We start from the raw sequence: 18,037 nt of genomic DNA on the forward strand, positions 1-18,037 counted from the left end.
GTTCAGGCCTTGTTGATCCGCTGTTTGAAGGTTCGACCTACGGCGTGCACGCCAGGTTCGTAGCGTTTTTCTTCGACGGCGGCCAGGGCCAGCTTCAGCGCGATTTCGGCCATCACGCCGTGTTGCTGGGCCATGGCGTTGACCGGCAGCGGCAGGAAGTCGAGCAGCTGGTTGTCGCCGAAGGTGCCCAGTTGCAGGCTGCGCGAGTCGGTCGGGCGGGCCTGGAGCACATCGAATACGCCTTGCAGCAGCACGTAGGAGGTGGTCACCAGGGCGTCGGGCAGGCCGCCGAGTTCGGCAATCAATTGGTTCATCAGGCGCTGGCCGCATTCGCGGCTGAAGGCTTCGCCCTGGTAGCGGCTGATGTTGCCGGCAAAGCCTTGCAGGGCTTCGTCGAAGCCGCCGGCACGGGCCTGGCTGACGCTCAGCTCCGGGCGTGCGCCGATCAGGGCGATGTGGGCAGGCTGGGTGTCCAGCAGACTGCGGGTCAGTTGCAGGCTGGCGTTGCGGTCGTCGCTGACCACCGAGCAGAAATGCGCCGGGTCCAGGCTGCGGTCGATGGCGATGATCGGCAGGCCTTTGGCTTGCAGTTCGCGATAGCTGTCATCGCCGGCCGGCAGGCAGCTGGCGACGAACAGCGCATCGCAACGCCGGGCACGGAACAGCTGCTGCAGCTGGCGCTCGCTGTCGGGCTGGTCGTCGCTGCTGGCAATCAGCAGTTGATAACCCTTGGCCCGGGCGCCTTGCTCCAGTTGCTTGGCAATGCGTGCGTAGCTGGGGTTTTCCAGGTCCGGGAGAATGAAGCCCAGGGTCCGGGTGTGCCGGCTGCGCAAGCCGGCGGCCTGCGGGTTGGGGGTGAAGCCATGGGCTTCGACCACCGCACGCACACGCTCCACCGTGCTGCTGCTGATGCGTTGCTGTTCGGCCTTGCCATTGATGACGTAGCTGGCTGTGGTCACGGACACACCGGCCAGACGGGCGATATCGCTGAGTTTCACCGCATATTCCTTGTTATTACCGCGGCTGTCTGCACAGCCTGACCGGGAATTGTCGCCGATCCAGTGATCACGGCGCAGACGACCATTGTCGCAATTGTCCGACAAGATGGGGCTTCATTGATCGAAGATTATCGAGTACCGTGGTCACAATTCTAGATTAAACGTTTCAGCAGGCGAATTTTCTGCCGAGCCATCGCCTGCCCAGGGCCGTGAACAATGGTCCTGTGCAATAAAATTCACAACAATACCTCAGCACCGCCCTGGTGCTGCAAAGGAGAAGGTCATGCTCGAGCTCACTGTAGAGCAGATTTCCATGGGCCAGTCGGCGCCGGACAAAGCAGCGGCCTTGCAGTTGCTGGCCGGCTACCTGGTCAGTGACGGTCTGGTCGCCGAGGGTTACCTGGCGGGCCTGCAGGCGCGTGAGGCGCAGGGTTCGACCTTTCTCGGTCAGGGTATTGCGATCCCCCACGGCACCCCGCAGACCCGCGACCAGGTGTTCACCACCGGCGTGCGCTTGTTGCAGTTTCCCGAAGGCGTGGACTGGGGTGACGGCCAGCGGGTGTACCTGGCCATCGGTATCGCCGCGCGTTCCGATGAGCACCTGCGCCTGCTGCAACTGCTGACCCGGGCCCTGGGCGAAACCGACCTGGCCGAGGCGCTGCGCCGGGCAAGCTCCGCCGAAGCCCTGCTCAAGCTGCTGCAGGGCGCGCCCCAGGAGCTGGCGCTGGATGCGCAGATGATCGGCCTCGGTGTGCCGGTCGAGGATTTCGATGAGCTGGTCTGGCGCGCGGCCCGTTTGCTGCAACGTGCAGAATGCGTGGCCGGCGGTTTTACCGGGGTAGTGCAACAGGTCGAGCCGCTGCCGCTGGGCGAGGGCTTGTGGTGGCTGCACAGTGAACAGGTGGTGCGCCAGCCGGGGCTGGCCTTCGTCACCCCGCAACAGCCTCTGCGCTATCGCGATCAGCCCGTCAACGGCGTGTTCTGCCTGGCCAGCCTGGGCGCTGCGCACCAGGCGTTGCTGGAGCGCCTGTGCACCTTGCTGATCGAAGGCCGTGGCCAGGAGTTGTGCCGGGCCACCAGCAGCCGTGCCGTGCTGGAAGTGCTCGGCGGTGAGCTGCCGGCCGACTGGCCCAGCGCCCGTATTGCCCTTGCCAATGCCCACGGCTTGCATGCACGGCCGGCCAAGGAGCTGGCGCAACGGGCCAAGGCCTTCGACGGCGAGATCCGCCTGCGGGTGGTCGACAGCGGCCAGGCGGCGGTTTCAGCCAAGAGCCTGAGCAAGCTGCTGAGCCTCGGCGCCCGGCGCGGCCAGGTGCTGGAGATCATCGCCGAGCCCACTGTCGCCGCCGATGCGTTGCCGGCGTTGCTGGCGGCCATCGAGGCGGGCCTCGGCGAGGAGGTCGAAGCGCTGGCCGAGGTGACCCAGGCCGCTCCGGCACTGCTGCCGGAGCCCGAACTTCAGGTGCCGCAGGCCGGTGCACTGATCCAGGGTGTGGCCGCCGCGCCAGGTATTGCCAGTGGTCCAGCGCATATCCAGGTGCTGCGTGAATTAGATTACCCGCTACGCGGCGAGTCCCTGCCCGTCGAACGCCAGCGCCTGCAACAGGCCCTGGCGGCAGTGAACGGCGAGATCGCCGCGCTGATCCAGCGCAGCCAGGCCAAGGCCATTGGCGACATCTTCATCACCCATCAGGAAATGCTCGCCGACCCGGACCTGGGCGATGAAGTCGACCAGCGCCTGCGCCAGGGCGAAAGTGCGCCGGCGGCCTGGATGGCGGTGATCGATGCCGCGGCGCGCCAGCAGGAAGCCCTGCACGATGCCTTGCTCGCCGAGCGGGCCGCTGACTTGCGCGATATCGGCCGGCGGGTGCTGGCAAAATTATGTGGCGAGGCCGATAGCGCAGCGCCCGAGCAGCCTTATGTGCTGGTGATGGAAGAGGTCGGCCCGTCGGATGTGGCGCGCCTGGATCCGGCGCGGGTGGCCGGCATCCTCACCGCCCGTGGCGGCGCCACCGCGCACAGCGCCATTGTCGCCCGCGCCCTGGGGATTCCCGCCGTGGTCGGCGCCGGCGATGCGGTCTTGCTGATTGCCGAAGGCACACCGCTGTTGCTCGACGGCCAGCGCGGCCGCCTGCAGGTGGCGCCGCCCGAGGATGAACTGCAGCGTGCCCTGGCCGAACGCGAGCGCCGCGAGCAGCGCCTGCAACAGGCCCGCGCCCATCGCCTGGAGCCGGCCGTGACCCGCGACGGGCACGCCATCGAGGTGTGCGCCAATATTGGCGAAAGCAAAGGCATCGAGGCGGTGGTCGACCAGGGCGCCGAAGGCGTCGGCCTGCTGCGCACCGAACTGATTTTCATGGCCCATCAGCAAGCCCCGGACGAAGCCCAGCAGGAGGCCGAGTACCGGCGTGTCCTCGATGGCCTGGCGGGCCGGCCGCTGGTGGTGCGTACCCTGGATGTGGGCGGCGACAAACCGCTGCCGTATTGGCCGATCGCCAAGGAAGAAAACCCCTTCCTCGGCGTGCGCGGCATCCGCCTGACCCTGCAGCGTCCGCAGGTGATGGAAACCCAGTTGCGCGCCTTGTTGCGGGCGGCCGGTGACAGGCCGTTGCGGATCATGTTCCCCATGGTCGGCCAGGTGGAGGAGTGGCAGCAGGCACGGGCCATGGTCGAGCGCCTGCGCACGGAAATCAGCGTCAGCGACCTGCAACTGGGGATCATGATCGAGGTGCCCTCGGCGGCCCTGCTGGCCCCGGTGCTGGCTCGCGAAGTGGACTTCTTCAGTATCGGTACCAACGACCTGACCCAGTACACCCTGGCCATCGACCGGGGGCATCCGAGCCTCTCGGCCCAGGCCGACGGCCTGCACCCGGCGGTGCTGCAACTGATCGACATCACCGTGCGCGCCGCCCATGCCCATGGCAAGTGGGTCGGCGTGTGCGGGGAGCTGGCGGCCGATCCGCAGGCGGTCGCGGTATTGCTGGGCCTGGGCGTCGATGAGCTGAGCGTTGCCGCGCGCAGCATCGCCGAGGTCAAGGCAAGGGTCCGCGAACTGAATTTTGAAAACGCCCGGCAGCTTGCGCGGCACGCGCTGTTGCAGGGCAGTGCCGGCGCAGTACGGGCGCTGGTGGAGAACGATTGAATGGCCAAGATACTGACCCTGACCCTCAACCCGGCGCTGGACCTGACCGTCAGCCTCGATGCCCTGCACAGTGGCCAGGTCAACCGCAGCCAGGCCCAGCACAGCCATGCGGCGGGCAAGGGCCTGAACGTCGCCCAGGTGCTGGCCGACCTGGGACACAGCGTCACCGTCGGCGGCTTTCTGGGTGAAGACAACCTGCAGCCCTTCGAAAACCTGATTGCCCGCCGTGGCTTTGCCGACTGTTTTGTCCGCGTGCCCGGCGAGACCCGTTGCAACATCAAGCTGGTCGAGGCCGATGGCCGTGTCACCGACATCAACGGCCCGGGCCCGCGGGTCGATGTTCGGGCCTGTGAACAGTTGCTGGCGAATCTGGCCAGGGTCGCGCCCGGGCACGATGCGGTGGTCGTCGCCGGCAGTCTGCCGCAGGGCGTCTCGGCGCAGTGGTTGCGCCAGTTGCTCGACCAGCTCAAGGCCATGGGCTTGAAGGTTGCCCTGGACAGCAGCGGCGAAGCCCTGCGTCTGGGGCTGCAAAGCGGACCCTGGCTGGTCAAGCCCAATACCGATGAGCTGGGCGAGCTGCTTGGTGCTGCGCTGCACAGTTTCGCCGAACAACAGGCAGCCGCTCGCCAGCTGATTGAGCAGGGCGTCGAACATGTGGTGGTGTCCCAGGGCGAGCAGGGCGTCAACTGGTTCAGCCAGGGCGCCGCGCTCGGTGCGGTGCCGCCCCGGATCAAGGTGGCCAGCACCGTCGGTGCCGGCGACTCGCTGCTGGCCGGCATGGTCCATGGCCTGCTCAGTGGCGACGCGCCCGCGCAAACCTTGCGCCGGGCCACGGCCATTGCCGCCCAGGCCGTGACCCAGATCGGTTTCGGCATCAATGACCGCGAGCAACTGGCACAACTGGAACGCAACGTGAGCCTGCGCGAAGAACAACAAGAGGGTTGCAGATGAACATTGCCATCGTCACCGCCTGCCCCAATGGCCAGGTCTCCAGTGTACTCAGCGCGCGCCTGCTGGAAGCCGCCGCGCAGCGCCTGGGCTGGAGCACCAGCGTCGAGATCCACGATCCGCAGCAACCGCAGCGGCAATTGTCCGAGGCGGTGATTGCTGCTGCCGACTGGGTGCTGGTGGTCAACACCGGCCCGTTGGACCTGCGCCGCTTCGCCGGCAAGCGCTTGTTCCAGAGCACCCCGGCCCAGGCCCTGGGCGATGCCCAGCACTTTCTCAGCGACGCGGCGCAGCAGGCCGAGGTCTATCAGCCGGTGGCCGAGACTTTGCCAGTAACCGCCCCGCGCGGGGCGAAAATCGTTGCCATCACGGCCTGCCCGACCGGCGTCGCCCACACCTTCATGGCGGCCGAAGCCTTGCAGCAGGCCGCGCAACAATTGGGCTACCAACTGACGGTCGAGACCCAGGGGTCGGTCGGTGCACGCAACCCGTTGCCAGCAACGGCGATTGCCGAGGCCGATGTGGTGCTGCTGGCCGCCGACATCGAGGTGCCCACCGAGCGCTTCGCCGGCAAGCGTATCTATCGCTGCGGTACCGGCACCGCCCTCAAGCAGGCCCAGGCCACCCTGAACAAGGCCCTGGCCGAGGGCCGCGAAGAGTCGAGTGGGCAGGGCAGCGCAGCCAGCCCGGCGCGCAGCGAGAAGGCCGGGGTGTACAAGCACTTGCTCACCGGCGTGTCGTTCATGCTGCCGATGGTGGTGGCGGGCGGCTTGCTGATCGCCCTGTCGTTCGTCTTCGGTATCGAAGCCTTCAAGGAGCCCGGCACCCTGCCGGCGGCGTTGATGCAGATCGGTGGCGAGGCGGCCTTCAAACTGATGGTGCCGCTGCTCGCCGGTTACATCGCCTATTCGATTGCCGACCGTCCGGGCCTGGCCCCGGGCATGATCGGCGGCCTGCTGGCCAGCACCCTGGGCGCCGGTTTCATTGGCGGCATCATCGCCGGCTTTCTCGCCGGCTACAGCGCCAAGGCCATCAGCCGCTGGGTGCATTTGCCCACCAGCCTCGAGGCGCTCAAGCCGATCCTGATCATTCCGTTACTGGCGAGCCTGTTCACGGGCCTGGTGATGATCTATGTGGTCGGCAAGCCGGTGGCCGGCCTGCTCGAAGGGCTGACCCACTTTCTCGACAGCATGGGCACCACCAACGCGATCCTGCTCGGCGTGCTGCTGGGCGGGATGATGTGCGTGGACCTCGGCGGGCCGATCAACAAGGCCGCCTATGCGTTCTCGGTCGGCTTATTGGCGTCCCAGAGCTACGCGCCGATGGCCGCGACCATGGCCGCGGGCATGGTGCCGCCGATCGGCCTGGGCATCGCCAGTTTCATCGCCCGGCGCAAGTTCGCCCAGAGCGAGCGGGAGGCGGGCAAGGCGGCGTTCGTCCTGGGCCTGTGCTTTATTTCCGAAGGCGCGATTCCTTTTGCCGCCAAGGATCCGCTGCGGGTGATCCCGGCCAGTATCGCCGGTGGTGCCTTGACCGGCGCGCTGTCGATGTACTTCGGTTGCAAGCTGATGGCGCCCCACGGCGGGCTGTTCGTGATGCTGATCCCCAATGCCATCAACCACGCCTTGCTGTACCTGCTGGCGATCCTGGCCGGCAGCCTGCTGACCGCGCTGGTGTATGCGGTGCTCAAGCGCAGCGAGGTGGTGGAACTGGCGGTGCAGCCGGCCAAGGCCTGATCAGGCGGGGCGTCGCGGGTGCTTCTTGCGCAGGGGCACCAGCAACTCGCCCAGGCCGTTGTGGTCGATCTCGTGCATCAGGGCCAGCAACGCGCCCAGCTCACCCTTGGGGAAGCCCTGGCGGGCGAACCAGGCCAGGTAATGGCCGGGCAGGTCGGCGATCAGCCGGCCCTGGTATTTGCCGAAGGGCATTTCACGGGTGACCAGCAGGACGAGGGATTCGGGATTCATGGTACGGGTTCCGGGCAGCAAGGTTCGACCATACATGCAATCTGCATGAAGGCCAAAGGACAGTTCATGCAGAACGCTCGGTCCATGATCAATCCGTTGTTACGTAAGTGCCTGAAAAACAGGCAGGTGCCTGTTACGCCAGGGCTGGCATGAACACTGCTCCGTATCTTTGCACCTTTCCTCATGCAAAGGAGTTTTGTCATGACTAGCCAGAACAAAGAAGTTGTTTCGGTACTCAATGATCTGATCGAGTTCAGCAAGGATGGCGAAAAGGGGTTCAAGACCTCTGCCGACGATGTGAAGAATCCCGAACTGAAAACCTACTTCCTGCAGCGTGCCAGCGAGTGTGGCAGTGCGGCGTCCGAGCTGCAGAGTCAGGTGCGTACCCTGGGCGGTGATCCGGAAACGTCCACCAGTGTCAGTGGGGACATGCACCGCGGATGGGTCAATCTCAAGTCGATGCTCACCGGCAAGAGCGAAGAGGCGGTGCTCAATGAAGTGGAACGCGGCGAGGACCATGCCCTGAAGGCCTACCGGGATGCGCTGGAAAAGCTTGGCCGGTTGAGTGAGGTCCCGGGCAGTGAGGTCTACGCCCTGGTCGAGCGCCAGTATCACGGTGTGCAGCGCAACCATGACCAGGTCAAGGCGTTGCGCAACCAGGCCCGGGCCCGCTAGGCCGCGGTTTCCACGCGATTGCGGCCATTGCGCTTGGCGCGGTAGAGCGCATCGTCTGCACTGCCCAGCAAGGCGGCCAGGTCTTGCTGGGTGCCAGGTGTGAAGCAGCCGACACCGATGCTGACGGTCACCGGCTGTTTGTCGTCGGCATACGGCGGCAGCGCCTCGATGCTGCTGCGGATGCGCTCGGCCAGGTTCTGCGCGCCGCGGCGCTCGGTCTCGGGCAACACCACCAGGAACTCCTCGCCACCGTAGCGTGCCGCCAGGTCGGCAGGGCGGCGGATGCTGCGGCCAATGGCGGCGGCGACCGCACGCAAGGCCTGGTCCCCGCCCTGGTGACCGTGACGTTCGTTGAAGGCCTTGAAGTGGTCCACATCCACCATCAGTACCGCCATCGGCCGCTGGTTGCGCTGGGTGCGCGACCATTCCCGGCGCAACACCTGGTCGAGCTGGCGACGGTTGGCCAGACCGGTGAGGCTGTCGGTGGCGGCCAGCGCCGCCAGGTCCTGTTCGGCGCTGTGGCGACGGCGCAGCTCCCGGCCCAGCAACAGGGTCAGCCAGAGGATGCCGATGCACAGCACGCCGGTGGCGCAGCCGACCAGGATGGCCGTGCGCCGCCAGGAGTCGAAGACTTCATCGCTGGAGCGCGCCACGATCACGATCAAGGGCAGGTCCGCCACCTTGGCGAAGGTGAGCAGTCGTGGCTTGCCGGTGCGTCCGGAGATGGCAGCGAAGCTGCCGCTGCCATCGGCCAGCAGGCGCTTGAAGTTGGGGCGGTCGGCGAAGTTGGCGCCGATCAGCGGATCTTCGGCCGTGGTCGACTGGCGGGCCAGCAGCACGCCGTCGGTGTTCATCAGGTTGATGCTGCTTTCACTGCCGATGTCCAGGCGCTTGAACAGTTCGTTGAAGTACGACAGGCGCAGGGCGCCGGCAGCAACGCCGGCAAATTCGCCATCGGCGTCGTTGATGCGGCGGGTGAAGCTGATGCACCAGTCCAGGTTGCCCAGCCGTGCCTTGAACGGCGGGCTGATGACCAGGCCAAGGTCCTTGTTCTGGCGATGGGCCTGGAACACCTTGCTGTCGGCGAAGTTGGCCTGGCGCGGGATCACACTGGTGGAGTCGGCCGCGACATCGCCGTGGGCGTCGAGCCAGAGCATGTCGCCGCGTACCGGCGTGGTGAAGGCCTGGTTGAAGATGATCTGCTGGCGCAATTCGGGAGGCATCGAGCGCAACTGCGGCTGTTGCACCGCCCAGATCAGGCCGCGCAGGGACAGGTCGTAGAGTTCGACATTGCGCACGATGTCGCTTTCGATCAGCTGGACGATGTTGCTGGCCGAGCGCACGGCACTTTGTTCGACGTTGCTGCGCTCACGTATCAGCAGGAAGCTGACAATGGCCACGATGGCGAGAACGGCCAGGCAACTGCCCAGGTTCAGGATCAGCTCCGGATGAGACTTGTACAGGGCGGATCGCTGGGAGCGGGTGGGCAAGGTCATGGTCGCAGCTGAAGACCGTCGGGAGAGTCGCGGCGTGGTTACGCAGCGGCGGTATTCTAGGGGCGGCGGGATTGTCGGACAAGATATTAATGGTCACTGGCCGACGGAAAGAGCTGGCGTCGGCCAGCTCTTTGCAGGGGAAGGATCAGAAGATGTTCAGCGGATAGTCGATGATCACCCGGTACTCGTCGACGTCGTTGTCGATCTGCGAATAGCCCTGGCTGCCGCGGTGGCTGGCCCAGCGCAGCAGCACCGAAAGATCCTTCAGGCTGCCTTGCTGGAACACGTACTGCACATCGATGTCACGCTCCCAGTGGCGGGCGTTCTCGCCTTCGGGGTTGTACCAGTGCTCGCCGTAGCCGACGCTGTTCGGGTCGACCTTGGTCAGGTCCAGCTCACCGCGCGAGTAGGACACGATCGAGCTCAGGCCGGGAATGCCGGCACCGGTGAAGTCGTAGGCGTACTTGAGCTTCCAGGAACGCTCGTTGGGGCCGTTGAAGTCCGAGTAGATCTGCGAGTTGTCCAGGTAGACGCTGTCGCCCTGGTTGATGTAGTCGAACGGGGTGTTGCCGTTGACCCGCTGGTACACCGCGGTGAGGCTGTTGTAGCCGACATTGACGGTGAAGTGCAGGCTGTAGGTGTTGTTGTCGATATGACCGAGCAGTGCCTGGCCTGTGTCCTGGGTGTGGTAGTAGTGCAGGCCGGGGTTGAGGCTGACCTGTTCGTTGACTTGCCAGGTGTAGTCGAGGTCGAAGTAGTACTGGTTCCAGATGTCCTTGAGTTCGGAGGCGTACAGGCTGGAGGTCAGGTTCGGCACGCCGCTCCAGGCCATGCCGGCCCAGTTCAGGTGACGGCTTTCGCGGTCGTCCGGCAGGGCGCCGTAGAAGGTGTCGATGCGGCGGTGACCGCTCTGGTTGTAGGGCTTGGTGAAGCTGGCCTGGCCGGCTTCGAGCATCAGGCCTTCGACGCTGTTGTTGGTCAGGCTGACGCCACGGAAGGTCTGCGGCAGCATGCGCGACTCTCCGCCGGCAATGACCGGGTTGGTCAGGAACAGGTCACCGGCCTTGAGCTCGGTATCGAAGGCCTTGAGCTTGACCGCAGCACCTGCGGTCGAGAACGAATCGGGGGCCTTGCCCGGCTCACCGTCGCCCTGGGTGTTGATCGGCAGGATGCTGGAGCCGGAGGTGCCGGCGCCGCCATCGAGTTTCAGGCCAAGCATACCGTGCACGTCCAGGCCGAAGCCGACCATGCCCGGGGTGTAGCCCGACTCGAACTTGCCAAGAAAACCCTGTCCCCATTCCCGGTTGTCATGCACGCCGCGATCGAGCTGATTGCGGTTGAGGTAGTAGTTGCGTGCGTGCAGGTTCAGGCTGGACCCTTCGATGAAGCCTTCGGCCTTGTCCTGATCGGCCTGGGCGTTGCAAGGGATCGTTGCAGACAGTGCAACGAACAGGGGGGTGAAGCGTAACGCAGTGTTCACCGGTATGAACTCCTTGAGGTGAAGGTAAGGCAGTTTTTATTGTGCGAATCACGATCTTGTTATGAACAAACGCAGCAGTGCGCAGGCACTTTTCGACACAGCAAAAAAAAGCCGCTGGCAGGCAGCGGCTTTGGAAGACAACCGCACAGGCGCTCAAGTCACCTGTGCTGTCATCGAGGGAGTCGAAGGGTGGCGCGGGAAGTCGATCAGCTGTCGGCTGCGTCACTCGCGGAAACCTTGGAAGCGGTCTGCTCCGCAGCCTTTGAGGCTTGGCCCGGCTGCGCGGCGAGGGCCTGGCGCGCCTGTTCGAGGACAACCGAACGCTCGGCATTGTGAGCGACGAAAGCCTGGGATTCCTCGGCCATGGCCAGGGGCGACAACAACAGTGAAGACAGGACGAATACGCTGGCAACACCCATACTGGTGGACATTTGCAACAACCTTCTTGCAGGGCAAGTGTTAAGTAGGTTTGAGTAAATTAGTGGGAAAAGTGGGCGGGAAACAGAGGGGGGAGGGATAAGCACTGTTGCAATATTGGTAATAGTTGTTGGGGCTGTAGCCGCTGCCGCCAGGCTGCGATCGGGCGCGAAGCGGCCGTGCTAGACGCCTCGCTCAGCCACCAGGGAGCCTGGGTTGTACAGCCTCGCTCCTCGGCAGCGGCTACACCTGTGATTGCGTTCCGTCCGTCACATCGCATCGCAGGCTTCGCCAGCTCCCACAGGAGCAGCGCAGACGATGTGTGCCGCATCAGGCCGGCAACAGCATCCCGAAGGTATTGGCCCCCGCCTGGCTGCGCACGAACACGCTGCCGCCATGCATCAGGGCAATGGCCTTGACGATCGCCAGGCCCAGGCCGTGGTTGCCGCCACCGCTGGTACGCGCGGCGTCGACCCGGTAGAAGCGCTCGAACAGCATCGGCAGGTGCGCCTGGTCGATGGCCGGGCCCGGGTTGCTCACGGCGATGCTGATCTGCTCGCCTTGCTGCTCGATCCGCACCTGGATGACCTGCTGCGGGGCCGTGTGTTGCACGGCGTTGTTCAGCAGGTTGATCAGCGCCCGGCGCAACTGGGCCTTTTCGATGTGCGCCTGGGCATCGCCACTGACGTCGACGCGCACTTGGGCATCCTCGAGGATGTAGTCCAGGTAATCGAGGGTCGCGGCCACTTCCTCGGCCAGCGAGCTCAAGGTCAGTGCCGTGGCCTTGCTGCCCTGGTCGGCGCTGGCCAGGAACAGCATGTCGTTGATGATGGTGCGCAGGCGCTCGAGCTCTTCCAGGTTCGATTGCAGCACCTCGAAGTAATGCTCGGCGCTGCGCCCACGGGTCAGCGCCACCTGGGTCTGGCCGATCAGGTTGGTCAGGGGGGAGCGCAACTCATGGGCGACGTCGGTATTGAACGCTTCCAGGCGGCTGTAGGCCTGGTCGACCCGCTCCAGGGTGGCGTTGAAGGTGCTGGCGAACTGCGCCAGTTCCGGCGGCAGGTCTGCCAGCTGCAGGCGACCGCTCAGGCGCGGTGGGGCGAGCTTCTGCGCGTCGGCCGAGAGCGTGCCCAGGGGGCGCAGCCCGACCCGTGCCACCCAGTAGCCGAGCAGCGAAGCCAGCAGCACGCCGAATACCGACAGGCTGATGATCGCCACCAGCAGGGTGTGCTGGGTCTGCCAGAAGGTCTCGGTGTCGATGGCGATCAGAAAGCGCAGGGCCGGACGGCTGCCCATGGCCGGCAGCTCGCTGACCAGCACCTTGAACGGGTAGGGACTGTCGGCCAGTTGCAGGTCGCGCATGCCCAGTCGGCCCTGGGCGAAGGTGCGGATTGCGGCATCGGGCTGGCCGTACTCGAACGGCAGCTGGCCACTGACCACCCAGAAGCGTATGCGCCGATCTTCTTCGCTGAGCAGGTTGAGCTTGTTGGTGATCTTGGCCCAGTGCTCAGGGGTGTCGTAGCGGGTCAGTGACGACTCCAGCACGCTGAAGCGCGCCTCCAGTTCCGCCACCGGCAGCAGGTCCAGGCTGCGGTCGACCTGCTTGTACAGGGCGCCGCCAATCAGCAGGAACACGCCCAGCGCCACCAGGGTGAACAGCGCGCTCAGGCGCAGGGCGATGGAGTTAGTCGGCACGGTTTTCCAGAACATAGCCCATGCCTCGGATGGTGTGCAGCAGCTTGGTGTCGAATGGGCCGTCGAGCTTGGCCCGCAGGCGCTTGATCGCCACTTCGACGACGTTGGCGTCGCTGTCGAAATTGATGTCCCAGACCAGTTCGGCGATGGCGGTCTTGGAGAGGATCTCGCCCTGGCGGCGAGCCAGCACGCTGAGCAGCGAGAACTCCTTGGCGGTCAGGTCAAGGCGCTGGCCGGCACGGCTGGCCTTGCGGCTGATCAGGTCGACCCAGAGATCGGCGACCTGGATCTGCACCGGCTCATGGCTGCCACTGCGGCGCGTCAGGGCCTGCAGGCGGGCCACCAGTTCGAGGAAGGAAAACGGCTTGCCCAGGTAGTCGTCGGCGCCTTCGCGCAGGCCATGGATACGGTCTTCGACCCGTTCGCGGGCGGTGAGCATGATCACCGGCGTCTGCTTGCGCGCGCGCAGGGCCCGCAGTACGCCATAGCCGTCCAGGCCCGGGAGCATGACGTCGAGGACGATCACCGCGTAGTCACCTTCCAGGGCCATGTGCAGGCCGTCGATGCCGTCGCGCGCCAGGTCTACGGTGAAGCCCTGTTCGGTAAGACCGCGGTGCAGGTAGTCGGCGGTCTTTTCTTCGTCTTCGATAATCAGCACACGCATGGTCGGCTCTCAACTGGCATTGGGCTGCGCCAGGTTCACGGACGCCCGGCGCCGATGGAACAGGCGTTCCAGGGCCAAGTATATGATCGGTGTGGTGAACAGTGTCAGCGCCTGGCTGACCACCAGCCCACCCACCACGGCGATGCCCAGGGGCTGGCGCAGTTCGGCGCCGGCGCCGACCCCGAACATCAGCGGCACCGCGCCGAGCAGGGCGGCGAGGGTGGTCATCATGATCGGCCGAAAGCGCGTCAGGCAGGCCTGGTGGATGGCCTGTTCGGCGCTCAGGCCCTGGGTGCGCTGGGCATCCAGGGCGAAGTCGATGAGCAGGATGCCGTTCTTCTTGACGATACCGATCAGCAGCACGATGCCGATCAGTCCCATGATGCTGAAGTCCTGGCCGGTCAGCCAGAGCAGCGCCAGGGCGCCGAGGCCGGCCGAGGGCAGGGTGGAGATGATGGTCAGCGGGTGGACGAAGCTCTCGTAGAGCACGCCGAGGATGATGTACACCGCCACCAGTGCCGCGAGGATCAGCCACGGCTGGCTCGACAGCGAGCTCTGGAAGGCCTGGGCCGCACCCTGGAAGGTGCCGATGATCGAGTCGGGCATGCCCAGCTCGCGCTGGGTGCGCTCAAGGATGCGTACGGCATCGCCCAGGGCCACCCCCGGTGCCAGGTTGAACGACAGGTTGGCCGCCGGGAACAGGCCGTCATGGCTGATCGACAAGGGCCCGGTGCTGGGCGGCGCGACCTTGGCCAGCACCGACAGCGGCACCATCTCGCCGCTCAGCGGCGAGCGCAGGTAGAAGTAGTTGAGGCTCTCGGCCTTGCCGCGCTGGCGGGCGTCGAGTTCGAGGATCACCTTGTACTGGTTGGTCTCGGTCTGGAATTCGCTGATCTGGCGCTGGCCGAAAGCGTCGTAGAGGGCCTGGTCGACGTCGGCAGTGGTCAGGCCGAAGCGCGCGGCGGCGCGGCGGTCGATGTCGATGCGGGTGACGCTGGCGCCCAGTTGCAGGTCGTTGGACAGGTCGCGAAAGACCGGGTTGGCCTTCAGGTGCTCAGTCAGGCGCTGGGTCCAGAGGTTGAGCGCCGCGCCGTCGTTGCTCTTGAGCACGTACTGGTACTGACTGCGGCTGGGGCCGGAGCTCAGGTTGATGTCCTGGCCGGCGCGCATGTACAGGACTACCCCCGGCACCTTGGCCAGCTGCGGGCGCAGGCGGTCGATGAACTCGCTGGCCGAGACATCGCGATCGCCGCGGTCCTTGAGGGCGATCCAGAAACGGCCGTTGGCGATGGTCTGGTTGCTGCCGGTGACGCCCACGGCATGGGAGTAGGCACGCACCGCGGGATCGGCCTCGATCACCTTGGCCAGGGCCTGGTGCTTCTTGATCATGTCCGGGTAGGACACATCCGCCGCCGCCTCGCTGGTGCCGAGTACGAAGCCGGTGTCCTGGACCGGGAAAAAGCCCTTGGGAATGGCCACGTACCCGGCCACCGCCAGCGCCAGGGTCACGGCGAAAATGCCCATCATCAGCCGCTGGTGGGCCAGGGCCTTGACCAGTGCGCGCTCGTATCCGCCCAACAGGCGTTCGCCGAAGCTGCTCTTGTGTTGCGCCGCGTGCCCGGGACGCCCCATGAACAGCGCGCAGAGCGTGGGTGCCAGGGTCAGCGAGACCACCACCGAGATCAGGATGGTCGAGGTGGCGGTGAGGGCGAATTCCTTGAACAACCGGCCCACCACGCCGCCCATGAACAGCAGCGGAATGAACGCGGCCACCAGTGAGAAACTGATCGACACCACGGTGAAGCCGATCTCGCCCGAGCCCTTGATCGCCGCCTCGCGCATGCTGTCGCCGGCTTCCAGGTGGCGGTGGATATTCTCCACCACCACGATGGCGTCATCGACCACGAAGCCCACGGCAATGACGATGGCCACCAGGGTCAGGTTGTTCAGGCTGAAGCCGAACAGGTACATCAGGGCGAAGCTGGCGGTCAGGGACACCCCGAGCACGCTGGAGACGATCAGGGTGGCCGACCATTGGCGCAGGAACAGCGCCATCACCCCGATCACCAGGGCCACGGCGATCAGCAGGGTGACTTCCACTTCTCGCAGCGAGGCGCGGATGGTCTGCGTACGGTCGTTGAGCACCGACACCTGGACCGAAGCCGGGAGCATCTGCTCAAGGCCGGGCAGGGCCTGCATGACCCGGTCGACGGTATCGACGATGTTCGCACCCGGCTGGCGGAACACCACCAGGTTCAGGCCCTGCTGTTCCCCGGACCAGGCCTTGACGTAGGCATTCTCGGCACCGTCGATGACCTTGGCGACATCCTTGAGGTGCACCGGGGCGCCATCGCGGTAGGAGACGATCAGTTGGGCGTACTCCTCGGGATGGAACAACTGGTCGTTGGTGGCCAGGGTCGAGACGCTGTTCTCGCCATACAGCGCGCCCTTGGCCAGGTTCAGGCTGGTCTGCTGGATGGACTGGCGCAGGTCGGCCAGGGTCAGGCCCAGGGCGGCGAGTTTCTCCGGCTGGGCCTGCACACGGATCGCCGGGCGCAGCTGGCCGGTGATGTTGATCAGGCCGACCCCGTCGATCTGGCTCAACTGCCGGGCCAGCAGGGTTTCGGCGTAGTCGCTCAATTCATTGGCGGGCATCTGCGCGGAGCTGACGGTGAGGATCAGCACCGGGCTGTCGGCCGGGTTGACCTTGCGCCAGGTCGGTGGGCTGGGCATGTCCTGGGGCAGGCGGGCGGTGGCGGTGTTGATCGCCGCCTGGACTTCCTGGGCGGCGGTGTCGATGCTTTTTTCCAGGGTAAACTGCAGGATCAGGTTGGTCGAGCCCAAGGCGCTGCTGGAGGTCATCTGGGTCATGCCGGGGATGGCACTGAACTGCACCTCCAGCGGCGTGGCCACCGACGAGGCCATGGTTTCCGGGCTGGCGCCGGGCAGTTGCGCGGTGACCTGGATGGTCGGGAAATCGGCCTCCGGCAGAGGCGCGACCGGCAGGCGCGGAAAGGCGATGACCCCGAGCAGCACCAGGGCGAAGGTCAGCAGCAGGGTGGCGACCGGACGGTCGATGCACCAGGCCGAGATCGAGCCCCGGGCTTTCATGGCTTCACCTGGCGGTCGGCGACATCCTCGGGGGCGGCGTCGTCAGTGGCCACTTCGACGGTTGCGCCGGGTTTGAGGCGTGACTGTCCGTCGGACACCAGCTTGTCGCCCTTGCCGACCCCGGCGACGATATTCAGCACACTGTCCTGGTACAGCACCTTGACCGGCACGCTCTCGACCTTGTCGCCCACCAGCCGGTAGACGAAGTGCCCGTCGATGCCGCGTTGCACCACTTGGGGCGGTACTACCAGGGCATCCTGATCCAGGGCGGTCTGCAGTTTGAGGGTGACCAACTGGCCGGGCCAGAGGCGGGCGTCGGGGTTGGCGAATTCGGCCTTGACCCTGATGGTGCCGGTGTTGGCGGCCACCTGGTTGTCGATCAGGGTCAGTCTGCCTTCGCCGAGCAAGGTCCCGCCACTGTCGCCATCGCCCTCCAGGTAGGCCTGGACGGCGGCGGGTACCTGCGCCTTGAGCAGGGCCTGCAGGGTCGGCAGCATGTTTTGCGGCAGGGAGAACTCGACCCCGATCGGGTCGATCTGGGTGACGCTGAACAGCCCCTGGGTATCGGCCACCCGCAGGAAATTGCCTTCGTCGACATTGCGAATGCCCACCCGACCGGTGACCGGGGAGCGAATCTGGGTATAGGACAACTGCACCTGGGCGGCGGCAATCGCCGCCTGGTGACCGAGTACCGTGGCTTGCAGCTGATTGAACAGCGCCTGCTGCTGATCCAGGGTCTGGCGCGACACGCTGTTGTCGGTGCTCAGCAAGCGGTAGCGCTTGAGGTCGACACCGGCCACCTGCAACTGCGCCTGGCTCTGGCCCAGTTGTGCCTGGGCCTGTTCGAGGCTGGCGCGAATCGAGCGGTCGTCGATGGTCGCCAGCAGGTCACCTTGCTTGACCCATTGGCCCTCCTTGACCAGCAGGCGGGTCAGCACCCCTTCTACCTGCGGACGGATCACCACGCTGTGCAGCGACAGGACCGAGCCGATGCCACTGACGTAGCGCGGGACGTCCTGCTGTTTGACGCTGACCACCCGTACCGGGATGGTCGGCGCCTTGCGCACGGTTTCATCGCCCGAGCGTACGAACAGCCACCCGCCGGCCCCTGCCAGGGCAAGCAGGACGGCGAGGCTGAGCATGAGGGTACGGGGCTGGGTTCGCATGCTGGCTGGGCACCGCCGACAAAGGGATGGTACGGCTAGTTTATAGCGCCCCGATCCGGTCAGCAGCGTGACCGCTAACTGACAGGGCTGACAGCTAAACCACCCATACCGTGGTGGGCGGGTTGCGACTGCTACGCAGTCGATCGCAGCCTGGCGGCAGCGGCTACGGGGTGTTGCCGCTGGCGCCAGGCTGCGATCGGTCGCGAAGCGACCGTAAGACCTGGCGACCTCAATCTGTCAGGCACAACGAGGTGACCGGATTGCGACTGCTGCGCAGT

General features: G+C 65.6%; 13 protein-coding genes. 4 read left to right on the forward strand and 9 right to left on the reverse strand.

The window, feature by feature from the left end; translation table 11 throughout:
• Positions 1–2 precede the first annotated feature (2 nt).
• Positions 3–998 (reverse strand): catabolite repressor/activator, encoded by a 996-nt coding sequence (gene cra, locus ACIQUS_RS24960; RefSeq protein WP_403053067.1) that lies wholly within the window; start codon positions 996–998, stop codon positions 3–5.
• A gap of 283 nt (positions 999–1,281) precedes the next feature.
• Between cra and ptsP the strand changes: the two genes are divergently transcribed.
• From ptsP to ACIQUS_RS24975, 3 genes are read left to right on the forward strand one after another with little or no spacing between them, the layout of a single operon-like run.
• Positions 1,282–4,140: a phosphoenolpyruvate--protein phosphotransferase gene (ptsP, locus tag ACIQUS_RS24965; protein ID WP_403053070.1), complete on the forward strand. Its 2,859-nt coding sequence runs from the start codon at positions 1,282–1,284 to the stop codon at positions 4,138–4,140.
• Entirely contained in the window at positions 4,141–5,091 is a 951-nt protein-coding gene (gene pfkB, locus ACIQUS_RS24970; RefSeq protein ID WP_403053073.1) for a 1-phosphofructokinase, read from the forward strand.
• Positions 5,088–6,824, forward strand: coding sequence for a PTS fructose-like transporter subunit IIB (locus ACIQUS_RS24975; protein WP_403053076.1), 1,737 nt, complete (start codon positions 5,088–5,090; stop codon positions 6,822–6,824). The genes pfkB and ACIQUS_RS24975 overlap by 4 nt, the downstream gene beginning before the upstream one ends.
• Here the strand turns inward: ACIQUS_RS24975 and ACIQUS_RS24980 are convergent, their stop codons facing one another.
• Positions 6,825–7,055, reverse strand: a complete 231-nt coding sequence (locus ACIQUS_RS24980) for a DUF3820 family protein (RefSeq protein ID WP_403053079.1) — start codon at positions 7,053–7,055, stop codon at positions 6,825–6,827.
• Positions 7,056–7,256: 201 nt separating this feature from the next.
• On the opposite strand from ACIQUS_RS24980, the gene ACIQUS_RS24985 reads away from it, so the two are divergent.
• Positions 7,257–7,730 (forward strand): PA2169 family four-helix-bundle protein, encoded by a 474-nt coding sequence (locus tag ACIQUS_RS24985; RefSeq protein ID WP_403053082.1) that lies wholly within the window; start codon positions 7,257–7,259, stop codon positions 7,728–7,730.
• Here the strand turns inward: ACIQUS_RS24985 and ACIQUS_RS24990 are convergent.
• The 7 genes from ACIQUS_RS24990 to ACIQUS_RS25020 all read right to left on the reverse strand — a co-directional run bounded on the left by ACIQUS_RS24990 (position 7,727) and on the right by ACIQUS_RS25020 (position 17,759).
• Positions 7,727–9,220, reverse strand: a complete 1,494-nt coding sequence (locus tag ACIQUS_RS24990; RefSeq protein WP_403053103.1) for a diguanylate cyclase — start codon at positions 9,218–9,220, stop codon at positions 7,727–7,729. The genes ACIQUS_RS24985 and ACIQUS_RS24990 overlap by 4 nt on opposite strands.
• A gap of 151 nt (positions 9,221–9,371) precedes the next feature.
• Positions 9,372–10,706, reverse strand: a complete 1,335-nt coding sequence (locus ACIQUS_RS24995; protein WP_403053085.1) for an OprD family porin — start codon at positions 10,704–10,706, stop codon at positions 9,372–9,374.
• Positions 10,707–10,912: 206 nt separating this feature from the next.
• Positions 10,913–11,137: a hypothetical protein gene (locus ACIQUS_RS25000; protein ID WP_403053088.1), complete on the reverse strand. Its 225-nt coding sequence runs from the start codon at positions 11,135–11,137 to the stop codon at positions 10,913–10,915.
• A gap of 316 nt (positions 11,138–11,453) precedes the next feature.
• Positions 11,454–12,833, reverse strand: a complete 1,380-nt coding sequence (locus ACIQUS_RS25005) for a heavy metal sensor histidine kinase (protein ID WP_403053091.1) — start codon at positions 12,831–12,833, stop codon at positions 11,454–11,456.
• Entirely contained in the window at positions 12,808–13,482 is a 675-nt protein-coding gene (locus tag ACIQUS_RS25010) for a heavy metal response regulator transcription factor (protein WP_403053094.1), read from the reverse strand. The genes ACIQUS_RS25005 and ACIQUS_RS25010 overlap by 26 nt, the downstream gene beginning before the upstream one ends.
• A 9-nt stretch (positions 13,483–13,491) precedes the next feature.
• Complete coding sequence (locus tag ACIQUS_RS25015) at positions 13,492–16,593, reverse strand: multidrug efflux RND transporter permease subunit (protein ID WP_403053097.1); 3,102 nt, start codon at positions 16,591–16,593, stop codon at positions 13,492–13,494.
• Positions 16,590–17,759, reverse strand: coding sequence for an efflux RND transporter periplasmic adaptor subunit (locus tag ACIQUS_RS25020; RefSeq protein WP_403053100.1), 1,170 nt, complete (start codon positions 17,757–17,759; stop codon positions 16,590–16,592). The genes ACIQUS_RS25015 and ACIQUS_RS25020 overlap by 4 nt, the downstream gene beginning before the upstream one ends.
• Positions 17,760–18,037: the final 278 nt, after the last annotated feature.

The sequence above is a fragment of the Pseudomonas sp. NPDC090755 genome (assembly GCF_044769005.1).
Taxonomy (GTDB): Bacteria; Pseudomonadota; Gammaproteobacteria; order Pseudomonadales; family Pseudomonadaceae; genus Aquipseudomonas.

What these genes read in the sequence shown, in the direction of transcription:
- pfkB (WP_403053073.1), top strand. Translation starts at nt 4,141, where the DNA reads ATGGCCAAGATACTGACCCTGACCCTCAACCCGGCGCTGGACCTGACC.
- ACIQUS_RS24975 (WP_403053076.1), top strand. Translation starts at nt 5,088, where the DNA reads ATGAACATTGCCATCGTCACCGCCTGCCCCAATGGCCAGGTCTCCAGT.
- ACIQUS_RS25005 (WP_403053091.1), bottom strand. Translation starts at nt 12,833, where the DNA reads ATGTTCTGGAAAACCGTGCCGACTAACTCCATCGCCCTGCGCCTGAGC.
- ACIQUS_RS25010 (WP_403053094.1), bottom strand. Translation starts at nt 13,482, where the DNA reads ATGCGTGTGCTGATTATCGAAGACGAAGAAAAGACCGCCGACTACCTG.
- ACIQUS_RS25000 (WP_403053088.1), bottom strand. Translation starts at nt 11,137, where the DNA reads ATGTCCACCAGTATGGGTGTTGCCAGCGTATTCGTCCTGTCTTCACTG.
- ACIQUS_RS25015 (WP_403053097.1), bottom strand. Translation starts at nt 16,593, where the DNA reads ATGAAAGCCCGGGGCTCGATCTCGGCCTGGTGCATCGACCGTCCGGTC.
- ptsP (WP_403053070.1), top strand. Translation starts at nt 1,282, where the DNA reads ATGCTCGAGCTCACTGTAGAGCAGATTTCCATGGGCCAGTCGGCGCCG.
- ACIQUS_RS25020 (WP_403053100.1), bottom strand. Translation starts at nt 17,759, where the DNA reads ATGCGAACCCAGCCCCGTACCCTCATGCTCAGCCTCGCCGTCCTGCTT.
- ACIQUS_RS24980 (WP_403053079.1), bottom strand. Translation starts at nt 7,055, where the DNA reads ATGAATCCCGAATCCCTCGTCCTGCTGGTCACCCGTGAAATGCCCTTC.
- ACIQUS_RS24985 (WP_403053082.1), top strand. Translation starts at nt 7,257, where the DNA reads ATGACTAGCCAGAACAAAGAAGTTGTTTCGGTACTCAATGATCTGATC.